Source organism: Ruthenibacterium sp., from assembly GCF_017421385.1.
Classification (GTDB): domain Bacteria; phylum Bacillota; class Clostridia; order Oscillospirales; family Ruminococcaceae; genus Ruthenibacterium; species Ruthenibacterium lactatiformans.
Genome location: NZ_JAFOIN010000011.1, coordinates 1 through 22,524 on the forward strand (window position 1 = coordinate 1; position 22,524 = coordinate 22,524).

At 56.1% G+C, this 22,524-nt stretch carries 18 protein-coding genes, 1 tRNA gene, 2 pseudogenes and 1 riboswitch; of the genes and pseudogenes, 15 read left to right on the forward strand and 6 right to left on the reverse strand.

The window, feature by feature from the left end; all coding sequences use genetic code 11:
- The coding region (locus IIY41_RS01040) for a hypothetical protein (protein ID WP_287399246.1) at window positions 1-547 on the forward strand (547 nt) is incomplete at its 5' end.
- Between the two features lie 123 nt (window positions 548-670).
- Here IIY41_RS01040 and IIY41_RS01045 read toward each other — a convergent pair.
- Together IIY41_RS01045 and IIY41_RS01050 are read right to left on the reverse strand one after the other, a co-directional pair.
- A complete protein-coding gene (locus IIY41_RS01045) occupies window positions 671-1,702 on the reverse strand; it encodes a hypothetical protein (protein ID WP_278886758.1) in 1,032 nt (343 codons plus the stop codon).
- 56 nt (window positions 1,703-1,758) lie between these two features.
- Window positions 1,759-2,991: a hypothetical protein gene (locus tag IIY41_RS01050; RefSeq protein WP_154523391.1), complete on the reverse strand. Its 1,233-nt coding sequence runs from the start codon at window positions 2,989-2,991 to the stop codon at window positions 1,759-1,761.
- Window positions 2,992-3,337: 346 nt separating this feature from the next.
- Between IIY41_RS01050 and IIY41_RS01055 the strand changes: the two genes are divergently transcribed.
- The 3 genes from IIY41_RS01055 (at window position 3,338) to IIY41_RS01065 (ending at window position 5,678) form a co-directional block, all read left to right on the forward strand.
- Window positions 3,338-4,048 (forward strand): metallophosphoesterase, encoded by a 711-nt coding sequence (locus tag IIY41_RS01055; RefSeq protein ID WP_154523394.1) that lies wholly within the window; start codon window positions 3,338-3,340, stop codon window positions 4,046-4,048.
- 312 nt (window positions 4,049-4,360) lie between these two features.
- Window positions 4,361-5,041, forward strand: a complete 681-nt coding sequence (locus tag IIY41_RS01060; protein WP_154523768.1) for a BglII/BstYI family type II restriction endonuclease — start codon at window positions 4,361-4,363, stop codon at window positions 5,039-5,041.
- 1 nt (window position 5,042) lies between these two features.
- The gene (locus IIY41_RS01065) at window positions 5,043-5,678 is read left to right on the forward strand and encodes an MT-A70 family methyltransferase (protein ID WP_154523771.1); all 636 of its coding nucleotides are present in this window, start codon (window positions 5,043-5,045) and stop codon (window positions 5,676-5,678) included.
- A 133-nt stretch (window positions 5,679-5,811) separates the two neighbouring features.
- On the opposite strand, the gene IIY41_RS01070 is transcribed toward IIY41_RS01065, so the two are convergent.
- Entirely contained in the window at window positions 5,812-6,360 is a 549-nt protein-coding gene (locus tag IIY41_RS01070) for a helix-turn-helix domain-containing protein (RefSeq protein WP_154523774.1), read from the reverse strand.
- Between the two features lie 1,008 nt (window positions 6,361-7,368).
- On the opposite strand from IIY41_RS01070, the gene IIY41_RS01075 reads away from it, so the two are divergent.
- From IIY41_RS01075 to IIY41_RS01095, 5 genes and pseudogenes are all read left to right on the forward strand, one after another.
- Complete coding sequence (locus IIY41_RS01075) at window positions 7,369-7,611, forward strand: helix-turn-helix domain-containing protein (RefSeq protein WP_154523777.1); 243 nt, start codon at window positions 7,369-7,371, stop codon at window positions 7,609-7,611.
- Window positions 7,612-7,794: 183 nt separating this feature from the next.
- A pseudogene (locus IIY41_RS01080) lies at window positions 7,795-8,952 on the forward strand (AAA family ATPase).
- Window positions 8,953-8,963: 11 nt separating this feature from the next.
- On the forward strand, window positions 8,964-9,245 hold the full coding sequence (locus tag IIY41_RS01085; protein WP_278886753.1) for a plasmid mobilization protein: 282 nt from the start codon (window positions 8,964-8,966) through the stop codon (window positions 9,243-9,245).
- Complete coding sequence (locus tag IIY41_RS01090; RefSeq protein ID WP_195839820.1) at window positions 9,226-10,599, forward strand: relaxase/mobilization nuclease domain-containing protein; 1,374 nt, start codon at window positions 9,226-9,228, stop codon at window positions 10,597-10,599. Before IIY41_RS01085 ends, IIY41_RS01090 begins: the two co-directional genes overlap by 20 nt.
- Window positions 10,600-10,760: 161 nt before the next feature.
- The gene (locus IIY41_RS01095) at window positions 10,761-11,948 is read left to right on the forward strand and encodes a tyrosine-type recombinase/integrase (RefSeq protein WP_154523786.1); all 1,188 of its coding nucleotides are present in this window, start codon (window positions 10,761-10,763) and stop codon (window positions 11,946-11,948) included.
- A gap of 78 nt (window positions 11,949-12,026) precedes the next feature.
- Here the strand turns inward: IIY41_RS01095 and IIY41_RS01100 are convergent.
- The 3 genes from IIY41_RS01100 to aspS form a co-directional block, all read right to left on the reverse strand.
- Window positions 12,027-12,114: transfer RNA gene (locus IIY41_RS01100), tRNA-Ser, on the reverse strand.
- A gap of 290 nt (window positions 12,115-12,404) precedes the next feature.
- Complete coding sequence (trhA, locus tag IIY41_RS01105; protein ID WP_055080358.1) at window positions 12,405-13,082, reverse strand: PAQR family membrane homeostasis protein TrhA; 678 nt, start codon at window positions 13,080-13,082, stop codon at window positions 12,405-12,407.
- 182 nt (window positions 13,083-13,264) lie between these two features.
- Entirely contained in the window at window positions 13,265-14,584 is a 1,320-nt protein-coding gene (aspS, locus tag IIY41_RS01110; RefSeq protein WP_287399258.1) for an aspartate--tRNA(Asn) ligase, read from the reverse strand.
- 428 nt (window positions 14,585-15,012) lie between these two features.
- On the opposite strand from aspS, the gene IIY41_RS01115 reads away from it, so the two are divergent.
- The 6 genes and pseudogenes from IIY41_RS01115 (at window position 15,013) to IIY41_RS01140 (ending at window position 22,492) form a co-directional block, all read left to right on the forward strand.
- On the forward strand, window positions 15,013-15,813 hold the full coding sequence (locus IIY41_RS01115) for a GNAT family N-acetyltransferase (RefSeq protein ID WP_205486079.1): 801 nt from the start codon (window positions 15,013-15,015) through the stop codon (window positions 15,811-15,813).
- A 105-nt stretch (window positions 15,814-15,918) separates the two neighbouring features.
- Window positions 15,919-17,523, forward strand: a complete 1,605-nt coding sequence (gene ptsP / locus IIY41_RS01120) for a phosphoenolpyruvate--protein phosphotransferase (RefSeq protein ID WP_287399260.1) — start codon at window positions 15,919-15,921, stop codon at window positions 17,521-17,523.
- Window positions 17,524-17,728: 205 nt separating this feature from the next.
- Window positions 17,729-18,220 (forward strand): annotated as a pseudogene (locus IIY41_RS14120) (SF0329 family protein).
- Window positions 18,221-18,390: 170 nt separating this feature from the next.
- Window positions 18,391-18,476, forward strand: a riboswitch (ZMP/ZTP riboswitch).
- 129 nt (window positions 18,477-18,605) lie between these two features.
- A complete protein-coding gene (pflB, locus tag IIY41_RS01130) occupies window positions 18,606-20,837 on the forward strand; it encodes a formate C-acetyltransferase (protein ID WP_205506397.1) in 2,232 nt (743 codons plus the stop codon).
- 3 nt (window positions 20,838-20,840) lie between these two features.
- Window positions 20,841-21,596, forward strand: a complete 756-nt coding sequence (pflA, locus tag IIY41_RS01135) for a pyruvate formate-lyase-activating protein (RefSeq protein WP_287399263.1) — start codon at window positions 20,841-20,843, stop codon at window positions 21,594-21,596.
- 323 nt (window positions 21,597-21,919) lie between these two features.
- Window positions 21,920-22,492, forward strand: a complete 573-nt coding sequence (locus tag IIY41_RS01140; RefSeq protein WP_050005375.1) for a manganese efflux pump MntP — start codon at window positions 21,920-21,922, stop codon at window positions 22,490-22,492.
- Window positions 22,493-22,524: the final 32 nt, after the last annotated feature.

The window sequence follows — 22,524 nt, forward strand, 5'->3', positions numbered from 1 at the left end:
CTTCCGCAAAGCCTGCCGCATCGGCACCCGCACCTCGCTATACTTGCTGCAGAGCGGCCTGGTGCCCTGCGAGAACACCGGCAAGCAGACCCGCTGCTACAAGATCGCCAAGGCCGACGTGGCCGCCTACCTGCGCCGCCGTCTGGCGGAGCCGGCGTACTACACCCCGCCCAGCGGCTGGTACAAGAACTACCCGAACCACAAGCCCCCAGCCTTCGGCCTGAACGGCGCGCTCCTCCTCACCGACGCCACCCGCCGGCGGGTGCGCCGCTGGTACGAGAACCTGCTGGCCCGCCAGCCCGACGTGCTGGACGCCCGCCAGATCTCCCGCGTCACCGGCTACGCCTCCCGCACCGTCAGCCGCTGGTGCACCGAGGGCAGGTTAAAGTCCTTTCCGTACCAGCACACCTATAAGGTGCCAAAAGAGTGGCTGCTGGAGTTCCTCACCTCCGAGGACTACAACAGCATCACAAGAAAGAGCAAGGAACACTACGCCATGATTGCGGCAGTAGCGCCGAAGAAAAAAGGCCAGAAAAGGACGTTGTAAAAGCGTGATGCAAATCACCAAAATATACCGAAAATGTGATGGCGCCCCAAAACTGCACGGTAATGCTCAAAACATTACCGTGCAGTTTCTATTGCGGTTAATCGTATTTTGTAAATGATTGTATCATTGCATGGTTAATCTTCTTTTTTCACCATCAATTAACGATTGAAAGTAAGTGTGCGAATCCTCTCCAAAATCAGGTGGTTGCCTATTTAATGTAATTTTTCCAATGAACTCTGCCAATTCGCAGTATTCTTTTTTGGGGAACACATTCGAAAGAACCCCATTCCAGCCATAAGGGTTGTTTTTATATATAAAGATCCGTTTTAACAGAATATCATTAGTCGCAAACATAAATTCTTCCGGATATTCATCGGGATACTCGTATAATGTGCTCCAGTGCGTCAAATAGGATATATCCCAAGCTTGGTTTTCACACCCCGCAATGACTTTTTCTACATCTTTGGAGTTGGCGTTTTTGGGAGCTTTGATATTTTCATACCCTGTAAATAAAAGAGTAATATATACCAACATATATTCGCCAATCAATAAGTTGTCACAGGTCCATTGAAAGAATTCGCGAACTTTTTCTGCAGCATTCATTCTTTTGTCCCGATATAACCATACAGCATGAAGTAAAGACGCTAAAGCCATATCATAGTGATCGCCACCCACCGCATAATCAACAGTGATATTCTGCGCTAATGCTTGGGAATAACTTATAGGCTGGATTTTTGTGATACGCCCCTCGGCAAGAGCCACCCATAGTTGTCCCGGATATGTGCTCATAATCTCTTGAAATCTTTGGATTTCAAGCAACCCACTTTCTTGGCAATGCAGTTGACTTGCTCGTTCCATAACGGCCAACCCGGAACTAACTTCCATCCCATTGAGTGCTGCCCACGCCATTACCAGTGCGACACGTCGTGCCTCTGCGCGATTCTTCAATTCTCCCTGTTCACATAATTTAAAAAGGCTGATCAATATGTTTCTGTCCAAAAACAAGGAAAATGGCTTTTGAGCTTTTGATTGAAAGAACTTCTCATAATCGAATTTGCCAAACGGAGCAACAGAAGGATGGAAGATGAGCTGTAGTTTTTGGATAGCATCCCAAATAAAGTTCACATCATTGTCGTCCACTACTAAAACATCCATATTATTCTCCACCAACACTTTGGGTCACTGTGAAATGTTATCAAAGTATTATATCGTTACTCAAACCCTTTTTCATATTCCTTTTTCATCGCCTCCATACGCTCGCTTATCCTCGCCCGGCGATCATTACTATTTGATACTTTGAAAATTGGCCGAACTTTCCATGTACTCCCAGACACTTTTTCCCATGCAATGATTTCAGGCGCTATTGCATGTGCAAAGGCGAAATCAGACAATGATGCGCAAAAACTTCGTTTGTGGGCTTCGTATCCCAAAATATTCCAAGCGGTATAGTATGCGATATCAAGGAATGTTTCTCCCTCGATTGCGGAAACGTCGCAGGAATACATTGTACTAACCTCTTTGCTTTGATCATTACGGATAACAGGACTAAAGGAATACTTTGCTATTTCATAGGGGCGCCCGCTAAAAGGCTCAAACAATAAATCCATTGCCAAATATTTGTAAATCTTTAGATGCCTTTTATGAATTTGTCGTTCTATTTCGCCTGCACGAAAAGCATACACTTTCGGCGTTCTTTCCGTAATTGAACTGTTAAGGCACAAAATCACATAATCGACTGCGGATTTGTCGATTATCCGCTCTATGAGTGCAATAACTTCTTGAAATAGTGGCACTTCTCCAATCTTACATGCACGTATCCCCCTGCTATCGAATTTCATCAAAGAAAAGAACTCTGCATAAAGATCAATGAGTAGTGCTATCTGAATTTTTTCTCCCGGCTGTGCGATTTTTCTCAAGTTTTCTTGATATGTCGGTATGCTCTTTACATGCGTTTCAAGATTTTGCTGCAAAGATGCTAACAACGAGCGATAATTTGCGCCTATCACTTTTTGCATATGTTCGCCCGCTAAATCAAAAAGGTCTTGAGCAGCCTCTTCGAAAAACTCTTCCGGCAATATCCCGCTCTCATCCAAGCAGTTATTCCATTTTTCATACGTAGCACGTTTCTTTTTATCCAAAACTGGTGCAACTGAAGCGATTCGTGAAGATTGAGCTTTTTTGCTCTTCTTAGGATGCTTTTTGATAGCCAAGTGATCTACTCGAAAATGCTCGATTCCCAGAAGGACACCTTTTGTCCCTTCCTTCTGAGGAGATATTCTCCTAACAAAATCAGGACGTTCTTCGTGCGCACGATAAACATCTTCTCCAGCCAAGAATTCAAGGATTTTGCGCGACTCTCCCTTTTGCTGCTTTTTTGCCTCTATGGCTATTTGCAAGCAATGTAATTCCTGAGACTTTTGATCGTTTTCATGAGATGAACTCATATCATTTTTCTCCGTAGCATTTTATCTTTTTATAAAATTATATCACATTCTCCCTTACGCATCGAATTTTCCTGTATATATATTAAAAAATCAATGGTTTTCGATAGCTTTTCTATGTTAACTCTTTTGAAATCCTCTATCTAATCATTATTCTAACAATCATTGTTAGAAAGATTGTTAGAAAGCCCATTATCGCATACCTTTCAGCACGGCTGCAATTCTGCACAACTTTTGCCGTTTTCCGTTCGCCGAGCGGACAAAGTTGTGTAATTTCAAACTCTCATTTTTTGATAGTCCATACTATGGGACCGGCTCTCTGCTATAATGGAAAAAAGGAGTGAGTGGTATGGTGTTCTACACAGGCGATCCCCACGGCGATGTGGCAGAAATCGTGAAGTTCTGTCGGCAGATGCGGCTGCAGCCCGCCGACACCCTGGTGATCCTGGGCGACGTGGGGGCCAACTACTATCTGAACAAACGGGATATATATGTCAAGGAGCAGCTGGACGCCTGCGGCCCCACGGTCTTGTGCATTCACGGCAATCACGAGTGTCGGCCTGCCCATGTGCCCGGCTACGGGTTGCAGGATTGGAGCGGCGGTCAGGTGTATGCCCAACCGGAGTATCCCCATGTTCTGTTCGCCGTGGACGGCGAGGTCTACACGCTGGAAGGACGAGATCATCTTGTGATCGGCGGCGCCTACAGCGTGGACAAGTACTATCGCCTCATGCGGGGCTTCCGCTGGTGGGAGGACGAACAGCCCGACGAAGCCACCAAAGCCAAGGTAGAGCGGGTACTGGTCGCCCGGGGCTGGCAGGTGCCAGTGGTGCTGAGCCACACCTGCCCCTTCAAGTACGAGCCGGTTGAAGCCTTTCTGCCCGGCATCGACCAGGGCAGCGTGGATTCCTCCACCGAGCGGTGGTTGGATACCATCGACGACCGCCTGACCTGTGACGCTTGGTATTGCGGGCACTGGCACATCAACAAGCGGATCGGGAGGATGCATTTCTTGTTCCACGAGTTTGAGGTGATGCAATCTCACAAAACTCAGCCTTAAAAATTGGTGTAGTTGTTACTGGAGAATTATCATTTTGTGTGATATGTTGTTGTGCTGAAAGGCAGGTTGATCTCCATGACAACATCAATAAAGAACCAGCACGAGCACCTCAACAAGAATTACCCCAATGAATTCTGGCGCTTTTATGATTTATATCGTAGAGGCAAACTTACCTTAGAGGATTTTGCAGAAAGTTCACACCTCACAAAAGAAGAAATCCTCATTTACCTTAAAGAATTAAGCAAAGAGGCATTTAAAGCAGAGCATTTTGTGTTATAATAGTTTATATCATCCCATTTGGAGGCGTCCCCTATGGACATTAAAAGTTACATTCCAGAGGACCTTCTGGAGAAGTATGAATTTCATAACTACAATCATGCTCTTGAGATTATCACACAAGCATTCCCCGAAGAGTGGAACGAGCTTGTCACCTGTCTGCGCAAGCTCAACATCTCGGTTTCTGACTTGCAGGCTGCCGGTGGAAATGAAACCAACATTCCTAAAAAATTCGATGATGTTTTGTATCCTTTCGGTTGGCGGGAAATCCGCATTTCCGGGGATCTGCATATCAAATTCTTTCCCAGGCAAGCGGATCAGCGCGGGCGCTTCTCGAATGAACCGTTTGAGGAACGAGTTATTGAACAGTACATTGATGGTCACAATATAGATTTCTTGAAAAACCGTGTTGCGTTCGACTTGGAATGGAACAGCAAGGACCAGACATTTGACCGTGACTTGCTTGCAATGCGTACATATTACGATTGTGACATCATCAGTGCTGGTGTCATTATCACTCGCTCACAAGAGCTGAACGATGTATTTAAGACCGTACTTGATCACGACGGGAAACCAATTATGAGAAAATATGGTGCCAGCACCACTTGGATGGGCAAGTTGCTGTACCGCTTAAATTCCAGACGCAATGGCGGCTGTCCTATTCTTGCTGTTGGCATTCGGAAAGCTTGCATTTCGGACTGGACCGAAGGAGAATAACATGGAGAAGGTCCTTACCACCGGAGAAAACTTATTACATTTTTGTGCGGGCAAAAAGTACGCAACCATTTATGCTGATCCGCCTTGGCGTTTTCAAAACAGAACCGGCAAGGTAGCCCCTGAGAACAAAAAACTCAATCGCTACGAAACCATGTCCCTTGAAGAGATCGAAGATCTTCCTGTTGGAGAAATCGCAGCGGAAAAAAGCCACTTGTATCTTTGGGTGCCAAACGCACTCCTTCCCGACGGCTTGGCTGTAATGAAAGCGTGGGGATTCGAGTATAAAGGAAATATCATCTGGGAAAAGGTCAGGAAAGATGGCCAGCCAGACGGTCGTGGCGTAGGGTTTTATTTCCGGAATGTTACAGAGATTCTCCTGTTCGGAATTCGCGGTGAAAACAACCGCACACTTGCTCCTGCAAGGTCGCAAGTGAATTTGATTCGCACACAAAAGCGCGAGCATTCCCGCAAACCGGACGAGATTATCCCGATTATTGAGCGGTGTTCGCCTGGCCCTTTCTTGGAACTTTTTGCTCGAGGCGATCGAGAAGGTTGGGATATGTGGGGAAACCAAGCCACTGCAGATTATGAGCCTACTTGGAACACATATAAAAACCATACTGTGAAAGGCGATTGATCTTTATGAAAAGAGACTGGCCAGAATGGCCAGTCTCTTTTCATTTTATTTTTTTCTAAGATAATTCGTCACCCGCTTAAAACACACTCTTTTCCCTATTTCTCACTGGTCATATCCTTGCGTTTTCCACCTATCATTTTTCGATAAAGAACTCTGCACCTCTCACCTCTGAATCCATCGGCCATCTGATTTTCCACTCAAAATACTGTTCGCGGGTGAGGCGTCCTGCGTAGTAGGCAGCCTGTTTTTCGGCCCACCCCTTAAAAAAGCTGTCCAACATCCCATTTTCTGTCCACAGCACTGTGGGCGGAAACACGCTGCTGGGAAGAACGATGTTCCCATGGAGGCAGGCCTCTGCTCCTTCCTCCTGGTATTCCTCCCGCCAACAGTCCGGATCATCAAATTGGATCGTGGTCAAGCGGAACACGCCGGGCACATCTTCATCCATCCAGAACAGCGTTTCCATGATGTCTGAAATATTTCCTGTATTCGGCTCTTGAAGCGCCAGAGGGGACACCTGCAGCGCCTGTGCCATCTGTTCCAGCAGAGGCTTCTTGGGCACACGATACCCCATCTCATACTGAGCAACACGATTGGCGGGCAGGCCGATCGCATCGCCCAGCTCTTTCTGTGTCATTTTCCGATGCTGCCGTATACGCTGGATTTTTCCGCCGGTTGTCATTGAGCAAGCCCGTCCTTTCCGTTTCTTATCTTGATTGTACCGTAGCAAGAAAAAATTGTAAAGAAAAAATTAACTTTTTTGCGAAAGCTATTGACATTCGCATTTTTGTTAATTATAATTAACAAAAATGCGAAACACCAATTCAACTTCGTATTGAACGAGCTGCTGGTAATCCACCTGGATCGCCAGCGGCTCGCATCTGCTTTGCGGTTGGATAGCCATGTGGCGATCCAAGTCAGCCTATCGCGCTGTATGCTGGGTGTATCACAAACTGTATCTTTCGGAGGCTTTGGGATGGTGGATATGCTGCCTGAATCGCCGTTTATTGCGGTTTTGCGAGGTTTGTGGGCCGTGGGGCTGTTCCTTTGGCCGGCGCGCCGCTGTTCGTATAGCCATGTGCAGGCAAGTGAACGAAGTGTGTTTCCCGGACTGTGAATCCGCCTCACCAGTCTTTTGCAAAATGTGAAATTTTCAAATGGGTGAGCGTTTTGGCATGTCCGTGTTACATGGATATAATGGGGAGATTTTTCCACTGCCCCCCTTGTCGTCAAAACCAACAAACTTCTGAATTTGTTTTTGGAAGGGTGACCGTTTTGAGGGGGTCCGTGTTACATGGATATAACGAGGGGCTTTTTCCATGGTCGGTTTCCCGTCAAATTTGCCAAACTTTCAAAGATTTTCTTGGCAGGTGTTCGTTTGCGGCACTCCGTGTTACTGGTATATAACGAGAGGACTTTTTCCCGACCATGCCACCACCGCAAGGAACCCTACATGATGGGTTCCTTGTTCGGGCAAATTCTGCCGTCCGTCGCCACAAGGAACCCTACATAAGGAACTCTGGAATCCCGTCACATTCAAAACAAGGAACCCTGCATAAGGAACCCTTGGCCGCCACCCATCAATCTCACAGAAAGGAGGGGTAGCGCCGCTTTCGGCCGGCGTCCGCTGTCCGTTTATCCGCCCAGGCGCGTTTTTCGCGCCGCAAAAACCTTTGAGAGCAGGTGATCGATGAAGAATATTGACATCCAAACCCTTTACAAACTGTTATTCGCCGACTATCCCGACATCGTGACGGTGCGCCAGCTGCAGGTCATGCTGGGCATCAGCCGCCATGCGGCCTACGACCTGCTGACAGACGGCAGCATCCAGGGGCTGAAGCTGGGCAACGCCTACAAGATCCCCAAGATCAACGTAATCCGCTATGTGGTGGAGAACGGCGTGCAACCCGCCGCCCGGGCCGCCGGCTCCTGACCCTCCCGCGCCGCAAAGCGTCCCTCGCCGCTGTCCGCCCGGTGTTCGCCCTGTGCGGGGCCTGACAGGCGGTGCGGACGTTTTCCCCCGCGCCGGGGCCAAGGCCGTTTTGCGGGCCTGTTTGGGGCCGCTGTGGCCGCGCCCGCCTCATCCAATCAAACCAACTGAAAAGGAGAAATGCTTTTGACGAAATTCCAACCCATTGACGCGCGAACTCTTTCCATCACCCCGCTGCCGCCAGTGCGGTGGCTCGTTCCCAATCTGTTGTCCGGCGGGCTTTCCATGCTGTCGGGCGGCAGCAAAATCGGTAAAAGCTGGCTTTGCCTCTGGCTGTGTTTGCAACTGGCCAAAGGCGGTGAACTCTGGGAGCGGCAACTCCGCGCCCAGGCGGTGCTGTACCTTTGCCTTGAGGATACATACAGCCGCATCCAGAACCGGTTGTTCCGCCTGAGCGAGGAGGAGATGCCGGACAACCTCTATTTCTAGACCGCCTGCGAAGGTCTGGGACATGGCCTCGAGGAACAGATCGAGCAGTTTCTAACCGTCCGTCCGGACACCGGGCTGGTGGTCATCGACACCCTGCAAAAGGTGCGCACCGGCGACGCCAACGGAAACGTCTACGCCTGCGACTACCGGGACATGAGCGCCTTGAAATCCCTTGCCGACCGACACAACATCGGCATCCTGCTGGTGCACCACCAGCGCAAGGACCAGACCGGCGACCCTTTCGATGACATTTCCGGCTCGGTGGCCCTGATGGGCGGGGCGGACACCAGCTGGGTGCTGCGCCGCCGGCGGATGAGCCTGAACGCCCAGCTGCACGTGACCGGCCGGGACATGGAGAGCCGCGCCCTGGATCTGCGCTGGGAGGACTGCCGCTGGGAGCTGGAGCAGGAGGAGACCTCCGAGGAACTGGCCCGCAAGGCCGTGCCCGCCTGTGTGTGGGCGGTGGCCGAGTTTGTTCAGCGGCAGAAATGCTGGCAGGGCACCGCCACCGAACTGCTGGCCGCCGCCGGCATCGCCGATGTGCAGCCCAACCAGCTGACCCGCAAGCTGGTGGAGTTCTATCCCACCGGCCTGGCGCCCCTGGGCATCCGCTGTGAGAGCCGCCGCACCGCCAGCGCCCGGCAGCTTCGGCTCTGGTATGACGGTGATGACGCGGATGACGATAAATCCGGCACATCCCCGGACGGCGGGGGTATCCCGGAAACACCGTCAGCACCGTCATCGTCGTCACTCGAGGCGCTTCGGGGTAACAAGCATGGGCTTTGTGTTGCCGCCGGGCAACCCTTCGCCGGTACGGGGAGCGCCCCGAACCCCCATGCGGAGGTGGCCCTGTGAGGATAAGAAGCGTGGGCCTCAACGTGCGGGTGAGCCCCGCCGAGAAACAACGAATCCAAACAGCGGCCGGCCAATGCGGGCTGACCCTGTCGGAATATCTGCGCCAACGGGCGTTGGGGTATGAGCCTCGGTTCCACCCGCCCCAAGCCTTCTTTGACAGTCTGGACCGGCTGGAGCACCTCACCGATCAGCTGGCGCAATACGACCCGGCATTTGCCAATGAGTTCCGCCGCTGTCGGGAAGGGCTGCTGGACAGCCTCTTGCGGAAGGAGGATGCCTCTGGCGACCACTAAAATTTGGCCGGTGCGGGACAGCCTGCGCCGCGTGGTGGACTACGCCGCCAACCCGGACAAGACCGAGTACAGCGGTTTGGCCCAGGCGCTGCACTACGCGGAGAACGGAGAGAAAACCATCTTGCGGGAAACGGCCCAGCTGGTGAGCGGCGTCCACTGCCGCCCCGCCACCGCCTGGGCGGAGATGCGGGCGGTGCAGGAGCAGTTCGGCAAAACCGAAGGAGTAGTGGCCATGCACGCCTACCAGAGTTTCAAGCCCGGGGAGGTGACTCCGGAGCAGTGCCACGCCATCGGGGTGGAACTGGCCCGTCGGGTGTGGGGCGGGCGGTTCCAGGTGCTGGTGGCCACCCATCTGAACACGGGATGTTTGCACAACCACTTCGTCATCAATGCGGTGTCCTATGTGGACGGCAAGAAGTATGAGCAACGGCGGAGCCAATATCAGGACCTGCGAAGAATTTCCGACCAGTTGTGCCGGGAGCACGCCCTGTCGGTCATCCGGCAGCCAGGAGGCAAAAAGCCCCGGCCGCTCTACGAAGGGGAGGGCCAGACCCGGTACGAGGCGATGCGCCGGGCCATCCGCAAGGCCATTTCTCAAGCCAGCACCGAGCGGGACTTCGCCCGGGTGCTGCGGCAGCAGGGGTATCTCTGGCGGCGGGAGGAGGGCCGCAAATACGCCACCCTCCGTTCGCTGGACGGCGGACGGGCGGTGCGTATCTACCGGCTGGGAGCGGAATACGACTGGCCCACCCTGGAGCGGGCGCTGGCCCAGAACTTTGCCCGGTACGGCCCCCACTTCTATGATCTGAATTTCAACCCCAAATACAGCCTGCGGCCCCGGCCTGCATACCATCCGCCCACGCGGCGGTATCGGTGCCGGGGAATGTTCGCCCATCAAACGGGCAGCCTGTTCCGGCTGTACCTCTACTACTGCTACCAGCTGGGCATCTACCCAAAGCGGCCCGCGCCCCGGGTGAACTGGCCGGAGATCAACGCCCTGTGGCGGGACATCGGCAAGACGCTGGAGGAACTGCACCTGATCAGCGAGCGGGGCTTTTCCACGGTGGCGGAAGTGAAGGCCCACCGGGAGGCCCTGGCGGGGCAAATCACCGCCCTTTGCCAAGAGCGGGCGGACTGCGCCCGGCAGCTGCGGTGGAGGGAGCCGTCGCCCGGGGCAGCTCAGCGGCGGGCGGAGCTGACCCGCCAAATTTCCGCCCTGCGCAGGGATGACGCGGCCGCCAAACGCATCATCGGGAAGGTGGAAAAGACCGCCGCCTGCCGGGATGAATACCGTCGCCAGCAGGAACGGGACAAGCCCCGCCGCAAACCTCGCGATCGCGCGCAAATCCGCTAAAATCAAAACGCCCGCGCCGGGCAAACCGGCGCGGGTAATCTGGTGGATGTGTACCCAATTCGGGCACACATCCTTGTACACTTTTGTGAATAGCTTTCGTACCGGGTTCCGGGTATTCTTGTGTCGGACCCGGAGAACACCAACTAAAAGGAGGAATGTCCATGGTAGCAGGCCGGTTGGCCGAAAAGAACGGCTACTTTTACATCGTACTCAGTTACAACGGCCCGGACGGCAAACGGGTGCAAAAATGGCAAGGCACCGGGCTGTCGGTGAAGGGCAACAAGAAAAAGGCGGACGAACTGCTGCGGCAGGCCCGCCGGGCTTTCACACCGCCCGTGCCGAACCGCTCGGATGACCTGAGCCCGGATATGCTGTTCAGCGATTACATGCTCTACTGGCTGGAAATCATCCGCCCCTCGGTGCAGCCCACCACCTGGTCATCCTATTGCTTCAATGTGAAGGACCACATCGTGCCCTACTTCGAGCCCACCGGCATAACGCTGGGCGGCTTGCAGGCGCGGCACATCCAGAGTTTTTATCTCCATGAGCGGAAAACGCTGAAATCCACCAGTGTGCTGCGGCTGCACGCCAATCTCCACAAGGCGCTGAAACAGGCAGTAAAGCTGGACCTCATCCCCGGCAACCCGGTGGACAAGGTGGAGCGACCCAAGCCCGAACGGTACATGGCCGCCTACTACACCGCTGAGGAGATGGAGCAGCTGTTTGAAGCCGCCCGGGGGCACCGGCTGGAACTCATCATTCAGTTTGCGGCCTTCTACGGGCTGCGGCGGGGCGAGGTGCTGGGCCTGCGGTGGGACGCCATCGACTTCGCGGCGGGAACCTTCACCATCCGCCACACGGTGACCACAGCCAGCGTGGAGGGAAAGCACCTGCTTATCCAGGCGGACCGGGCCAAGACCAAATCCAGCCTGCGGACCCTGCCGCTGGTGGAGGGCTTCGCCCAGCGGCTGCGGGCACTGAAGGAGCAGCAGAAGTACAACGAGAAACTCTGCGGCAACTGCTACAATCAGAAATTCAAGGGCTACCTGTTCGTGGATGAGATGGGAAACCTTATCCTACCTAATACCGTCACCGACAACTTCGCCCAACTGCTGAAGGAGCACGGCCTGCGGAAAATACGCTTTCACGATCTGCGGCACTCCTGCGCCAGCCTGCTGTTGAAGCAGGGTGTGCCCATGAAACAAATTCAGGAATGGCTGGGCCACAGCGACATCTCCACCACGGCGAACATCTACGCCCACCTGGATTCTCAGTCGAAACAGTTGAGCGCCGCCACAATGGAAAAGGCCCTGGCACTGCCCGAGGAACTGCCGGAAAGCCGGTGGTAAGGCAAGAAAAAATGTTGTCGGCGGTACGCCTTTAAGAAAAAGGCGTCATGCCGCAAAACCGCGGTATGACGCCTTTTTTGGCGGAGAGTTAGGGATTCGAACCCTAGGTCCCTTTCGGGACACAGCATTTCGAGTGCTGCACCATCGACCACTCGGACAACTCTCCATATTTATTTTTTCAAGCACCATCTTACACGCCCTTCGGACAAATGCAAGATTTCGATGCAAGATAAGCGGAAAAAATTATGATACACACCCCGGATTCAGCCCCGTGTGAAGCCAAACCCTGCGGACGAATCAGCCAGAAAGCCTCAAACTTTCGAGTCAGCCCCGTTATGACCACTTCGATACCGCTGCAAATGCTGCGCTGCAAATAAATCTGCTCACAGCCCAATTATTATACCAAAAAGGCCGATGGCAGTCAATGCTTACGCGCGGCTTTGCAACGGTTGTGTGTCAGGCATACGCCCGGGGCAGCACATACAGCAAAATACACAGATAATGCAGAACACTGCCCAGCAGCACGAACAGGTGCCATACGCCGTGCATGTAATGCACACGCCCTTTTTTATGCCAGGCGTAGAATACGATGCCGCCCGTATAGCTTACGCCTCCCAGCAGCAGAAGCCAGAATCCGGCGGACGGCAGTGCGCGTACCACATCCCCCACTGCAAATACAACGGCCCATCCCATGGCGATGTACAGCAGCATGGAGAACTTTTCAAACCGCTCCACACTGACGGCATTGAGCGTGACGCCCAGAAGGGCGGCGGCCCACACTACGCCGCAGATGACCGGGCCCTTCCAGGTGCCGTCCAAAAGGATAAGCGTGAACGGCGTATAACTGCCCGCAATGAGCAGGTAAATGGATGAGTGGTCGAACACGCGAAACAGGCGTTTCACGCCCTCGAACGGGAATGCATGGTACAGAGTGCTCATGGTATATAAAACCACCAGTGAAAGCCCGTATACAAGGCAGATGAGCACTGTCCGCCAATTGGCCAAAGCAGCGGCCAGCGCCACAAGCGCCCCGGTGCCCCCGATGGCCAGCACACTGCCCGCTCCGTGGCTGACCGCATTGAAAATCTCCTCGCCTTTTGTGTAGAACCCGGCTGGGTTTTGCTTTTGATGCATCGCGACAGCTCCCCTCTTGTGTGAATATTATTATACGCTGTTTTTAATATAAAATAAAGAGATTTTAGAAAATATGTAATATAGTTTTAAAAAACGGATTATTTCCAAAAAACTGCCGCCCGAAAATCGGGCGGCGGTATTTTTAGGCGGCAAAGCGGCGGCAAAAACAGCCGGCCGCCATGTCAGGGCACAAGATGATTGATGTCCCGGGGGAACAGACTGGCGTCGCGAATATTGGACAGCCCGCACAGCTTCATGGTCAGGCGCTCCAGCCCGATGCCCAGGCCGCCATGGGGCGGCAGGCCGCAGCGGTGTACGCCGATATAGCTTTCAAATTGAGCAGGGTCCAATCCGCGGGCCTGCATCTTGGCCACCTGCGCGTCATAATCGTGGATGCGCTGGCCGCCTGTCGTCACCTCCAGCCCGCGGAACAGCAGGTCGAAGCTGAGCGTTTCCCTGGGGTTGTGCGGGTCGTCCATCACATAGAACGGACGTTTGGCCGTGGGAAAATGCGTCACGAACACGAATTCGCCCAGCCTCTTTTCCCTGTAATACTCGCACAGCAGCACTTCGTCCTCGGGCGTGAGGTCGTTCCGGTTTTTGCCGCCGCCGAGCGTTTTCAACAAAGCCAGTGCGTCTGCGAACCGGATACAGGGAATTGCGCCGATCCGGGGCACATCAACGTCCAGCAGCGCGATCTCCGGCGCGCAGTGTTCTTGCACATAGGCCATGGTGTGCTGCAGCATGGCGGTCTCCATCTGCATCACGTCCTCCATGCCGTCGATGTATCCCATCTCAAAGTCCAGGCCTGTGTATTCGTTCAGATGGCGGCTGGTGTTGTGCAGCTCCGCCCGATAGACGGCTCCCACTTCAAACACGCGGTCGAAAAAAGCGACACAGGTCTGTTTGTACATCTGCGGGCTCTGCGCCAGCGTGGCGGGCATGCCGAAGTAGTCCAGCTCGAACACTTCTGCGCCGCCCTCGGCACCGATGCCCGTGATCTTCGGAGTATGGATCTCAGTAAAATCCTGGGAAAGCATGAACTCCCGGAAGCCGCAGGCGAGAGCCTGCTGGATGCGGAATACCGCGCGTTCCCTGGGATGACGCAGCGCCACGGTGCGGTACTCCATTTTGGTGCCCAGCGTGGCCTTCAGCTCTTTATCGGCTAGGTTCAGCGGCAGCGGCGAAGCCGGACGGGACAGAACGGTGAAGCCGTGGAGCAGCAGCTCCACGCCGTTTTCAGCGCGGGGTTCGGCGCGCAGCAGGCCCGTTGCGCGGACACAGTCGCCTGCGGAAAGCTGGCTCAGATTATTATCCGGACACACCTCCTTGTCGTACACGGACTGAATGAGATAACGCCCGGTGCGCAGCACCACGAATGCGATGCCGCCAAGCTCCCGGATGTTGTGAACGCACGCCTTGAGGGTGATTTCCTGCCCGGCGGCGGCCAGCAGCTCTGCGGGGGACGGACTGTGCCAGATTTGATCGCCTTTGATCTCCATGACTTACACCACCTTTTCTTTTCGTTTTGTAAAAGCCATAATTCTTCCGGCAGGCCGGAAAAATTATTTTAATATTTTAGCAAGATGAAGTGAAAATAGCAATATTTTTGATGGATTTTTTTTACAGAAAAACGCATTTTTTACCAATTGAACAAAAAAACGAAAAAACAACGCCGCAATCCCGCTCAATGCGGATTTCCGGGTATGCGCAAAATGTGCTATACTAATAAAAAACAGCAGCACAGCTGCTGTTTTTTACACGCATCCGGGCGCTTTGTGCCCGGGCGCTTGAGACCTTAAGGCCGTGGGCCGGGAGGGCCCGAATGGCCGTTGAGGGGACTTTTATTTCGGAGCAAAAAGGGGCGGCATGCCGCGGGAGAGGGCGACCGCCGCGCCCGGAAGACAATGTAGAGGAGGAGTGGAAAGGAATGGAAAAACTGACGGAGCAGAACCGGGCCGAGGTAGAGGCATATATCTCTGCCGAACCGGAATACAATGTATTTGTGCAAGGCGACCTTGAAAATTACGGCTTTGAATCGAAAACGGTGGAGATCTTCGGCACACGTGCTGCGGACGGCGCGCTTTGTGCGCTGCTGCTGCGGTATTTCAACAATTACTGTCTGTGCATGAGCGGGACAGCGCCGGTGGAGGAGCTGGCGGCGTTTCTGCAAGCCCGCGGGGCGCAGTATCTTTCGGGCAAGGAAGCAGATGTGGCCGCTTTGGCCGCACGCATGCCCGGCTGGAAGCTGCGCGGAACGAATCTGGCGCGCATGGACCGCCTGGCCGGCGGCGCGGCGCTGCCGGAGGGCTTTTCTCTGCGGATGCTCGGGCCGCAGGATGCGCAGGAAGTGATCGGGCTGGAAGTACAGATCGATGAATTTGCCGACAGCTTCCGCGATGTGGACCGGGAAGAAAAGGTGGAGGAATGCCGGGAAAACCTTACGCGCGGCGGCCATGCCTTCGGTGTGTACGATGGGGACAGGCTGGTGGCGCTGGCAGAGACGACTGCGGAAAACAGCGTTTCGGCCATGGTCGTCGGTGTGGCGACGCTGCCGGGATGGCGCGGGAGAGGCTTTGCCCGTGCCTGTGTGTACGCGGCCGCGGCCCACAGTTTTGCCGCCGGGCGGCGGTACCTGTGCCTGTTCTACGACAACCCCGCGGCGGGGCGCATCTATCACGCGCTGGGCTTTGCGGATGTGGGACGTTTTGGTATGGCAATGCCCGAATAAAAAGAACAAAAACAGATTTTCAAGGCACGCGAACCATTGGAGCAGGAAGAGGACGGCGGCGGGGCGGCTTGTGGCCTCTGCCGCGAAACCGGGAGGTGCGCGGATTTGAAGTATATCACGGCAGTGCCGGCCTCGGCGGGGCTGGCGGTGGGGACGGTGCGGTATTTGCGCCATACGCAAAGCGGGCTGGGGCGCGCGGTGCGGTCCCCCAAGGAGGAACAGGAGGCGTTTGAAAACGCGGTGCGGGAGGCGCAGGGCCAGCTCATCCGGCTGGAGCGGCGCGCTGCCGCACAGGACAGGGATATTTTTATGGTGCAGAGGGTGCTGCTGGAGGACGAGGGTCTTCGGCAGGAGGTGGCGTCCTATATCCGGGTGGGCGCGGGTGCGGCCGCATCGGTGGAGCGCGCGGCGGGCATTTTTGCGGGCCGCATTCGTGCACTGGAGGACCCGTACATGCGCGAGCGTGCCTGCGATATCCTGGACGCATGCCGCCGGGTCGTCAAGGTACTCGACGGCCAGCCCCACGAGACGCTGCGCCTGACGGGCCCGGCCATTTTGGTGGCTGAGGAGCTGTATCCCACGGATATCGTCACGCTGGACCGCAGTCTGGTGCTGGGGTTTATCACCAGCGCGGGTTCCCCCAATGCCCACGCGGCCATCATCGCCCGCACCATGGGCATCCCCGCCGCGGTGATGGCGGGGCCGGAGCTGCTGGAGGGCTGTGACGGCCGCACGCTGGCGCTGAACGGAGACACCGGCGAAGCGTATCTGGACCCGGATGAGGCGACGAAAACACGCTTTGCCCACAAACTGCGCTTGCAGCGGCGGCACACGCTCTCGCAGGAGCGGCTGCGGGCGGCACCATGTACCACGAAGGACGGCACGCGCATCTCGCTGATGGCGGACTGCGCGTCGGTGGAGGATGTGCGCACGGCCGTGGAGGCGGGAGCGGATGGCGTGGGTCTGCTGCTGAGCGAATACCTGCTGCTGGCGGGGCGCGTGAACGGCGAGGAGGAGCAGTATGGCTTCTATGCTGCCTGTCTGGCGGCGGCGCAGGGCAGACCCGTTACCATCTGTACCTTTGATGTGGCGCCGGATAAGACGGGGACGGAATTTCCACGGGAGGAAGAAGCAAATCCCGCGATGGGGCTGTGCGGCGTGCGCTACTGCCTAGCGCATCCGGATTTTTTTGAAACGCAGCTTCGGGCGCTGCTGCGCGCCGGGCTGGCGGGAAATCTGCGCATCCTGCTGCCCATGGTCTCTACGCGGGATGAGTTCGAGCATGCTCTGGACGCTGTTTACCGCGCCAAATGCGCGCTTCGGGAGCGGGGCGTGCCCTTTGCCGAAACGGTTCCCGTGGGTGCGTTTATCGAAACGCCCGCCGCAGCGCTGACAGCCGGGGACCTGGCGCGCCGCGCCGCGTTTTTCAATGTGGGCACCAACAATCTCATCCAGTATACATATGCGGCCGACCGTGTGAACCCCCAGGTGCGGGCCTATCTGCCCGCTGCCTCCCCCGCCGTATACCGGCTTGTACGGTTCGCCGTGGAGGCCGCGGCCGAAGCACGCATCCCGCTGTGCCTGTGCGGCGAGGGCGCGGCGCAGCCCGCGCTGGCCGAGGCCTATGCCCGCCTGGGCGTGCGCGCCTTTTCCCTGCCCGCGCGGGAGCTGCTGGAGGTAAAGGAGTACCTGATGGGCGTCACGCTGTAACAGAGCGTTCTGCCGGAGATAAGCGGCGGATGAACTTTGCGGGACACGGCGACACAGGCGTAAAACGAAGGCAGACAGCCGCTTTCATACAGCCCGGCGGCCCGGCAAACTGGAATCGGCCAGGCGGAACAGGAGATGCTTTCTGCATGACAGGGCAAGAAATGGGGCAATAAAACAATCAAAAGCTGAAGAGGAAGAACCGCAAATGGCAACAGGGAGCGGTATCAGGAAAAAGCTGGAAACAGAATATTTGGCGCAGAGTCTGCAAGGCCATATTCAGTATTACGCAACGTCGTATAGCAGAAGTCCTGACCATGAGGGGCGGGCGGCAATAAGATATGATGGCAACGAAATCATCAAGGGATGTTATTGGAATAACTGAATGAAAGCAGATTTGTTTCCCGGAGATGAAAAATACAAAAAACGCATGGAAGTGGAAAATGCGCATATGGATGATACAGCTTTAAGACTAAGTGTTTTTGGTCAACGCTGTTTTTACAACGCCTTTGCAGAGTTTGATGATCAAGATATTGAAATGAGCCTTAACAGTGCTAATTTAATCGTAAGAATATTTGCTGTATTGGATAGGCGGGTTGGCAAACGGAGATTGACCTTGATGAAAAAGAAAATACAGGAAAAATCAGATACGTTTCAGGAGTTTTTTGCAATTCGTGCAAAAGCAGAAGGACTGTTATAATTTCCAATTTACCAATTTTATGTTATCCACATACAGGCATCCTTCGTAAAGCAGAGCGTTGGCATCTCGAAGGCCGGTTTAACCATATTTTTGAGTTGTGCGGCCTGCGGATTCGGCTGTTTGTCCGTTGACAGCCTTTGCCGAAGCGTGGTATCATGAATACATAACCGAGACGCGGCCGTAACTGACGGAACGAGTGGGCTTACCACAGGGGAACGGGCGCGGAGTTTTGATGCCGACCGTCTGGGCAACACCGCTTTTGCGGTGCTGCCCTTTTTTGTTGCCCTGAAACAAGAAGATTTTCTCAATGGCCGCCGCCGGGGCGGTACAGGAATGAAAAGGGGCCGCGCCTCCGCGGTGTGTGAGCGAACAGGAGGTACAGGAAATGTGCAAGGCATGGGAAGGGTTTACGGCCGGGGCGTGGCAGAGCCGCATCGATGTGCGGGATTTTATCCAGAAAAACTATACGCCCTACGGAGGAGATGAAGCGTTCCTGGCGCCGGCAACACCGCGCACACAGGCGCTGATGCATAAGCTGCAGGGCCTGATGAAGCTGGAGCAGGAGTTCGGCGGCGTGCTGGATGTGGACACCCAGACGGTGTCCTCCCTGCTCAATTACAAGCCGGGCTATCTGGACAAAGACAACGAGCTGATCGTCGGCCTGCAGACGGACAGGCCGCTGAAGCGCGGTGTGAATCCTTTCGGAGGCATCCGCATGGCACGGGAGGCCTGCCGGGCCTACGGCTATGAGCTGTCCGGGCAGGTGGAGCAGGAGTTCGCCTACCGCACCACCCACAACGACGGCGTATTCCGCGTGTACAACGAGCAGACCCGTGCGGCCCGGCACTGCGGCCTGATCACGGGCCTGCCCGACGCATATGGCCGGGGCCGGATCATCGGCGATTACCGCCGCGTGGCGCTCTACGGGACAGACCGACTGATCGAGGAAAAGAAAAAGGACAAGGCGGAGCTGGGCCGCGGCGCGATGACGGACGAGAACATCCGTCTCATCGAGGAGGTCTGGCGGCAGATCGACTTTCTGGGCAAGCTGCGGGATATGGCCGCGCTGTACGGCTGCGACATCAGCCGCCCGGCGCAAAGTGCCCGCGAGGCCGTGCAGTGGACCTACTTCGGCTACCTTGGGGCCATCAAGGAGCAGAACGGCGCGGCCATGAGCCTGGGCCGCGTGAGCACGTTTCTGGATATCTATTTCGAGCGGGACCTGGCCGCGGGCAGGCTGGACGAGGCGGGCGCGCAGGAGCTGATGGACGACTTTGTGATGAAGCTGCGTATGGCGCGCCACCTGCGTACGCCGGAGTACAACGCGCTGTTCGGCGGCGACCCCATGTGGATCACCGAAGCCGTGGGGGGCATGGGCTCGGATGGCCGCACGCTGGTGACGAAAACTTCCTTCCGCATGCTGCATACGCTTTACAATCTGGGGGCGTCGCCGGAACCGAACCTGACCATTTTGTGGAGCGGTGCGCTGCCCGCCGCGTTTAAGACATACTGCGCCCGCGTCTCCTGCGAGACAGACGCCATCCAATACGAAAACGACGACCTGATGCGCCCCATTTACGGCGACGATTACGCCATCGCATGCTGTGTCTCAGCCATGCGGCTGGGTAAAGACATGCAGTTTTTCGGCGCGCGGGTCAATTTGCCAAAGCTGCTGCTCCTGTCCCTCAACGGTGGCCGGGACGAGATGAAGAACATGCAGGTCGGCCCGGTGCATACGCCCTATGAGGACGAGTATCTGGAGTACGGCAGGGTGACGGCGCTGCTGGACGCATACCGCCCCTGGCTGGCGGAATTGTATGCCGATACCATGAACGTCATCCATTACATGCACGATAAATATGCTTATGAAAAAACGCAGATGGCTCTGCACGACACCCATGTGCACCGCTACATGGCTTTCGGTATGGCGGGCCTGTCCGTGCTGGCAGATTCACTCTCGGCCATTAAATACGCGAAGGTGCGCTGCATCCGCGACGCCGGAACGGGCCTCATCACGGATTTCGAGGTGGAGGGAGACTACCCCGCTTTCGGCAACGATGACGACCGCGTGGACGCCATTGCCTGCGAACAGGCCGAAGCGTTTTACAACGAGCTGGCAGGCCATGCGCTGTACCGCGGAGCCGAAGCCACGCTCTCGGTGCTGACGATCACCTCCAACGTGGTGTACGGTAAAAAAACAGGCTCCACGCCCGACGGCCGCAAAGCGGGGCAGCCCTTTGCCCCGGGCGCGAACCCCATGCACGGCCGGGAAAAAAGCGGCGCGCTGGCCTCGCTGAACTCTGTGGCAAAGCTTTCGTACCGGTACTGCAAGGACGGCATCTCCAATACGTTTTCCATCGTGCCGGGAGCGCTGGGCAGGACGGACGAGCAGCGCCGGGCCAATCTCGTCAGCCTGCTGGACGGCTATTTTTCCCAGATGGCCCACCACATCAACGTCAACGTGCTCAGCCGTGAAACGCTGGTGGAGGCGTACAATGACCCGGAAAAATACCCCAATCTGACCATCCGCGTTTCAGGCTACGCGGTGAACTTCCACAAGCTGACGAAAGAACAGCAGCGCGAGGTCATCGCCCGCACGTTCCACGAGGCGATGTGAGCCGTGGACGCGCAGATGCAGACGCCGGAAAACGGCGTGAAAGGGCGCATACACTCGTTTTTGTCCATGGGAGCGGTGGACGGACCGGGGCTGCGCTATGTGGTGTTTCTGCAGGGCTGCCCGCTGCGCTGTGCCTGCTGCCACAACCCGGACACCTGGGACGCGGCGGACGGCACGGAATACACGGTGGAGGATGTGCTGCGGCGTGTGCGCCGCTGTAAGCCGTACATTTATGAGTCGGGGGGCGTTACGGTTACGGGCGGTGAGCCGCTGGCCCAGCCCGTGTTCACTGCGGCGCTGCTGAAGGCGCTGCGGGCGGAGGGCTACCACACGGCGCTGGATACCTCCGGCGCGGGTGCTCTTGCCGCCGCGCGGGAGGTGCTGGCGCATACGGACCTGGTGCTGGCGGACCTGAAGTTCAGCTCCGAAGAGGGATACCGCGCCCATACGGGCGGCAGCCTGGCCCATACGCTGGATTTTCTGGCGCTGACACAAGAGCTGGACGTGCCGCTGTGGGTGCGGCACGTGGTGATCCCCGGCTTGACGGACGGCGAGGCACATATCCGCGCATTGGCGCGCATGGCCGGACAGTTCCATAATTTGCAGAAGGTGGAGCTGTTGGGCTTCCGAAAGCTGTGTCTGGAAAAATACGGGGCTATGGGCGTTCCGTTCCCTCTTGCGGACACACCGGAGATGGACGCCGCAGCGCTGTGCCGGCTGGAGGACGCGGTGCGGCGAGAACTGCCGGACCTTGCGTGAAAAAGGCGCGCCGGACGAAAAAACACTTGCGCGCCGCAAAAGGGTATGGTAAGATATGCTTATACCTTTGAGGGAGTAGTTCGCGCCGGGCCTGTACGGCGTGTAAAGTCAACATGATGGCGCGCCGGCACGCGCCTGGCTTTGCTTAATGAACAAGACTCATGGGCGGCTTTGCGCCGTCCGTGGGTCTTTTTTTTGCGGCCCCGCCCCACAGGGCCGCAAAACGGACGCCTCCCTTTTCCGGCGCGCGCTGCGGGCGGAACAGATTATCCGGCCGCAGACACGCATATTCTTATGAAAGCAGATTTGGAGGAAAAAGCGTTATGGATTCGATCACCCTGTTCGTACTCGCGCTGGGGCTTTCGATGGACGCATTTGCGGTGTCCATCTCCAACAGCATGTGTTTTTCCGGCCTGCGGCGGAACGAGGCCGCCCTCACGTCGCTGTCCTTCGGCGTGTTTCAGGGCCTGATGCCCGTGGCCGGGTATTTTGCGGGCCGCGCCTTCGCCGATGTGGTGAGCGCGTTTGACCACTGGATCGCCTTTGCACTGCTGGGCTTCATCGGCGGCAAAATGATCTGGGACGCCGTCAAGGAGCTGCGCGCGCCGGAGGCGTGCCCCGTGGGCCGCGCGTTCAGCTATAAGCTGATGGTGGTGCAGGCCTTCGCCACCAGCATCGATGCGCTGGCTGTCGGCGTCAGCTTTGCCGCGCTGGATGTGAACATCGCCGCGGCGGCTTCCTTCATCGCCTGCGTCACGTTCGTCTGCTGCCTTGCGGGCCATCTGCTGGGTAAAAAATTCGGCAGCTGGCTGGGCGGTAAGGCCGAGATATTCGGCGGCGTCATTTTGGTGTGCATCGGCGCAAAGATCCTCGTTGAGCATCTTTCCGGCGGCTGAGGGCCGGAAAAAAACAGAGAAAATGCAAAAAC

Bases quoted from the DNA above. Each gene is read 5' to 3' on its own strand.
- IIY41_RS01045 (WP_278886758.1), bottom strand. From the start codon at position 1,702: ATGGATGTTTTAGTAGTGGACGACAATGATGTGAACTTTATTTGGGAT.
- IIY41_RS01050 (WP_154523391.1), bottom strand. From the start codon at position 2,991: ATGAGTTCATCTCATGAAAACGATCAAAAGTCTCAGGAATTACATTGC.
- IIY41_RS01055 (WP_154523394.1), top strand. From the start codon at position 3,338: ATGGTGTTCTACACAGGCGATCCCCACGGCGATGTGGCAGAAATCGTG.
- IIY41_RS01060 (WP_154523768.1), top strand. From the start codon at position 4,361: ATGGACATTAAAAGTTACATTCCAGAGGACCTTCTGGAGAAGTATGAA.
- IIY41_RS01065 (WP_154523771.1), top strand. From the start codon at position 5,043: ATGGAGAAGGTCCTTACCACCGGAGAAAACTTATTACATTTTTGTGCG.
- IIY41_RS01070 (WP_154523774.1), bottom strand. From the start codon at position 6,360: ATGACAACCGGCGGAAAAATCCAGCGTATACGGCAGCATCGGAAAATG.
- IIY41_RS01075 (WP_154523777.1), top strand. From the start codon at position 7,369: ATGAAGAATATTGACATCCAAACCCTTTACAAACTGTTATTCGCCGAC.
- IIY41_RS01090 (WP_195839820.1), top strand. From the start codon at position 9,226: ATGCCTCTGGCGACCACTAAAATTTGGCCGGTGCGGGACAGCCTGCGC.
- IIY41_RS01095 (WP_154523786.1), top strand. From the start codon at position 10,761: ATGGTAGCAGGCCGGTTGGCCGAAAAGAACGGCTACTTTTACATCGTA.
- trhA (WP_055080358.1), bottom strand. From the start codon at position 13,082: ATGCATCAAAAGCAAAACCCAGCCGGGTTCTACACAAAAGGCGAGGAG.
- aspS (WP_287399258.1), bottom strand. From the start codon at position 14,584: ATGGAGATCAAAGGCGATCAAATCTGGCACAGTCCGTCCCCCGCAGAG.
- IIY41_RS01115 (WP_205486079.1), top strand. From the start codon at position 15,013: ATGGAAAAACTGACGGAGCAGAACCGGGCCGAGGTAGAGGCATATATC.
- pflB (WP_205506397.1), top strand. From the start codon at position 18,606: ATGTGCAAGGCATGGGAAGGGTTTACGGCCGGGGCGTGGCAGAGCCGC.
- IIY41_RS01140 (WP_050005375.1), top strand. From the start codon at position 21,920: ATGGATTCGATCACCCTGTTCGTACTCGCGCTGGGGCTTTCGATGGAC.